Source organism: Streptomyces sp. NPDC050564, from assembly GCF_044457265.1.
Lineage (GTDB): Bacteria > Actinomycetota > Actinomycetes > Streptomycetales > Streptomycetaceae > Streptomyces.
Window position 1 is genome coordinate 205,573 of the sequence record NZ_JBITGS010000014.1, and the last position, 3,075, is coordinate 208,647.

The 3,075-nt window shown below is 69.4% G+C and carries 4 protein-coding genes; 2 read left to right on the top strand and 2 right to left on the bottom strand.

Going from position 1 to position 3,075, the window contains the following annotated elements; all coding sequences use genetic code 11:
• Nucleotides 1–108: 108 nt before the first annotated feature.
• Both ACIBK0_RS23460 and ACIBK0_RS23465 read right to left on the bottom strand, forming a co-directional pair.
• Nucleotides 109–531 carry a heme-binding protein gene (locus ACIBK0_RS23460; protein ID WP_399083108.1) on the bottom strand — a complete coding sequence of 141 codons (423 nt, stop codon included), beginning with the start codon at nucleotides 529–531 and terminating at the stop codon, nucleotides 109–111.
• A 102-nt stretch (nucleotides 532–633) separates the two neighbouring features.
• A complete protein-coding gene (locus tag ACIBK0_RS23465; protein ID WP_399083112.1) occupies nucleotides 634–1,842 on the bottom strand; it encodes an MFS transporter in 1,209 nt (402 codons plus the stop codon).
• Between the two features lie 143 nt (nucleotides 1,843–1,985).
• On the opposite strand from ACIBK0_RS23465, the gene ACIBK0_RS23470 reads away from it, so the two are divergent.
• Together ACIBK0_RS23470 and ACIBK0_RS23475 are read left to right on the top strand one after the other, a co-directional pair.
• Nucleotides 1,986–2,444 carry a MarR family winged helix-turn-helix transcriptional regulator gene (locus ACIBK0_RS23470; protein WP_399083115.1) on the top strand — a complete coding sequence of 153 codons (459 nt, stop codon included), beginning with the start codon at nucleotides 1,986–1,988 and terminating at the stop codon, nucleotides 2,442–2,444.
• A gap of 39 nt (nucleotides 2,445–2,483) precedes the next feature.
• Complete coding sequence (locus ACIBK0_RS23475) at nucleotides 2,484–2,936, top strand: GNAT family N-acetyltransferase (protein WP_399083118.1); 453 nt, start codon at nucleotides 2,484–2,486, stop codon at nucleotides 2,934–2,936.
• Nucleotides 2,937–3,075: the final 139 nt, after the last annotated feature.

Genomic DNA, 3,075 nt, shown 5'->3' on the forward strand with positions numbered 1-3,075 from the left:
CCGCCCCCGCCCCCCCCCCCCCCCCCCCCCCCCCCCCCCCGCCCCCCCCCCCGCCCCCCCCCCCCCCCCCCCCCCCCCCCCCCCCCCCGCTTCTCTACAGGGGTGCACTCAGGCGAGCGACTCCACGGCGGTGGCAGCGAAGCCGTGGTCCTGGTCCGGCGCGCCGCCGCCGACACCGATGGCTCCGATCAGGCGGCCGTCGCGGTGGACCGGCACGCCGCCCGCGATGAACAGCAGAGGCCGGTCGAGCGCGGTGGGCAGGGTGTGGAAGAGGCCGCCCGGCTGGACCGCGTCGACGAGGTCGGCAGTGGCGGAGTCCAGCTGGAGCGCCGTGTAGGCCTTGCGGGTGCTGGTCTCGCCCGAGATCAGCACGGCCTGATCGTCGCGACGGAAGGCGAGCAGGTGACCGCCCGCGTCGAGAACGGTGACGCTGACCCTCACTCCGGCAGCTTCGGCGGCGCGGCGGGCCGCGGTGACGAGAACTTCGGCGTCCTCGGTGGTCAGCGGGGCGATGGCGGTGGTGGTGCTCATGAGGGGTTTCTCCTTGCGGGGGCATGTGCTGGGTTGATTGCGGCTGGTGCCGAGTCGAGGCAGTGCGGGGACGGCCCTGGCCCCGCGCCGTCCAGACCCCGGTCAGTGGTGGACGGCCGTCCGCTGTTCCACGGGCGAGCCGCCGACGACGACGGTGCTGGGGGCGTCCGCACGGCGCTCCAGGGAGGCCGAGAGGAAGGCGAGGACGAGCGCGCTCGCGGCGAGGACGGCGCCGACCCAGTTGGGGGCGGTGTAACCCAGGCCGGCCGCGATGACGATGCCGCCGAGCCAGGCCGAGAGGGCGTTGCCGAGGTTGAAGGCGCCGATGTTCACGGCAGACGCCAGTGTGGGGGCGCCATGCGCCTGGTCGAGCACTCGCTTCTGCAGCGGCGGCACGGTCGCGAAGCCCAGAGCGCCGATGAGGGCGATCGTGACCGCCGCGAGGATCTTGTGGTGCGCCGTGACGGTGAACAGGGCAAGCACGACCGCGAGACCACCCAGGGACACGTACAGCATCGGCATCAGCGCACGGTCGGCAAACTTGCCGCCGATGAGGTTCCCGCCGACCATGCCGAGGCCGAAGAGCACCAGCAGCCAGGTGACGGAGCCGTCGGCGAAGCCCGCGACGTGCGTCATCATCGGCGCGATGTAGGTGACGGCCGCGAAGACGCCCCCGAAGCCGAGCACGGTCATCGCCATGGCCAACAGCACCTGGACGTTCTTGAAGGCGGCCAGCTCATGACGGAGGTGTACGCCTTCGGGCTTCGGCAGCTCGGGCACCAGCTTGGCGATGCCCAGCAGACCGATCAGGCCGAGCACGGCGACGCCCGCGAAGGTGACCCGCCAGCCCGCGGACTGCCCGATCAGCGTGCCCAGGGGGACTCCGACGACATTGGCGATGGTGAGCCCGCTGAACATCATGGCGATGGCACCGGCCTTCTTCTCGGGGGCGACCAGCTCGGCGGCGACCACCGAACCGATGCCGAAGAAGGCACCGTGCGCGAGCGAGGCGACCACTCGGCCCGCCAGCATCAGCCCGAACACCGGAGCTACGGCGGAGAGCAGATTCCCGAGGACGAACAGCCCCATCAGCAGCATCAGCATCCGCTTGCGGGACACCTTGGTGCCAAGTGCAGTCATGATCGGAGCACCGATCACCACGCCCAGGGCATAGCCGGTCACCAGCAGTCCGGCGGTGGGGATGGAGACACCGAAGTCACCGGCGACCTCGGGCAGCACACCCATGATCACGAACTCGGTGGTTCCGATTCCGAAGGCCCCGATCGCGAGGGCCAGAAGCGCGAGAGGCATGGTGGGGTACACCTTCCCAGACGATTGCAGGAGCGCTTTGCGTGCGTTCACAATAGTTGCAGACGCGGGTTATATGCAACAGAGGGCTATTGCACCCGTGCTCTATCCTGGGTTTCAGCCGCTCCGGGACGGAGGAAAATGCCATGACAGCCACGGACCCCGCGCTCACCGCCCTCGCTCAGGGCTGGTGTGCTCTCTCTCTTTTGCACGGGAGGATCGAGGCCCACATCGAGCGCGAGCTGCAGGTCAAGCACGACCTGAGCGTGCGGGAGTACTCGCTGCTCGACGTACTCAGCCGACAGCACGAGGGTGAGGGCGGTCATCTGCAGATGAAGCAGGTCGCGGACGCGGTCGTCCTGAGTCAGAGCGCCACCACTCGTCTTGTCACCCGGCTCGAGGACCGCGGGCTGCTCTCCCGCTATCTCTGCCCGACCGACCGGCGCGGCATCTACACGAACGTCAGCGAGGCGGGCCTCAAGCTCCTCGAAGAGGCACGACCCACCAACGACGCCGCCCTGCGCGATGCACTCGACGAAGCTGCCAAGAGCCCGGAGCTGGCCCCGCTGGTCCGAGTCGTGGAGTCTGCGAGCGTGCCCGTATAGACCGTGCGCCCCATGAGCGTGCTCTCGTAGGGTGCGGTCATGGGAGATCTTGAAATACGAGCCGCTGTCGCCGAAGACGTGGCCGCCATCGTCGCGATGCTCGCGGACGATCCGCTGGGCGCCCAACGGGAGTCGCAGGACGACCTGACCCCGTATCTCGCCGCCTTGGAGCGCCTGAGCGCCGACCCGAACCAGCGGCTGGTCGTCGCCGTGCGTGAACGCCGTGTCGTCGGCACCCTTCAGCTCACGGTGATTCCCGGGCTGTCCCGCAAGGGAGCTACTCGCTCCATCATCGAAGGCGTACGCATCCATGCCGACGAGCGCGGCAGCGGCCTCGGCACCCAGCTCATCGAGTGGGCGATCGACGAATCCCGGTGCTTGGACTGCCAGTTGGTCCAACTGACCTCCGACGTCACCCGCACCGACGCCCATCGCTTCTACGAGCGGCTCGGCTTCACAGCCTCCCACGTGGGATTCAAGCTGCCGCTCTGAGGCGCGTGCCCCCTGCATGGTGAGGGGCGGTGTGTTTCACGTGAAACACACCCCCCCCAACCCGAGCGTCGTGCATTCCGCCAAACTGTACCCCCCCCGCCCACCGGGGGCCCCCAACCCGCCCAACGAGCCCCCCACG

Bases quoted from the DNA above. Each gene is read 5' to 3' on its own strand.
- ACIBK0_RS23470 (WP_399083115.1), top strand. From the start codon at position 1,986: ATGACAGCCACGGACCCCGCGCTCACCGCCCTCGCTCAGGGCTGGTGT.
- ACIBK0_RS23475 (WP_399083118.1), top strand. From the start codon at position 2,484: ATGGGAGATCTTGAAATACGAGCCGCTGTCGCCGAAGACGTGGCCGCC.
- ACIBK0_RS23460 (WP_399083108.1), bottom strand. From the start codon at position 531: ATGAGCACCACCACCGCCATCGCCCCGCTGACCACCGAGGACGCCGAA.
- ACIBK0_RS23465 (WP_399083112.1), bottom strand. From the start codon at position 1,842: ATGCCTCTCGCGCTTCTGGCCCTCGCGATCGGGGCCTTCGGAATCGGA.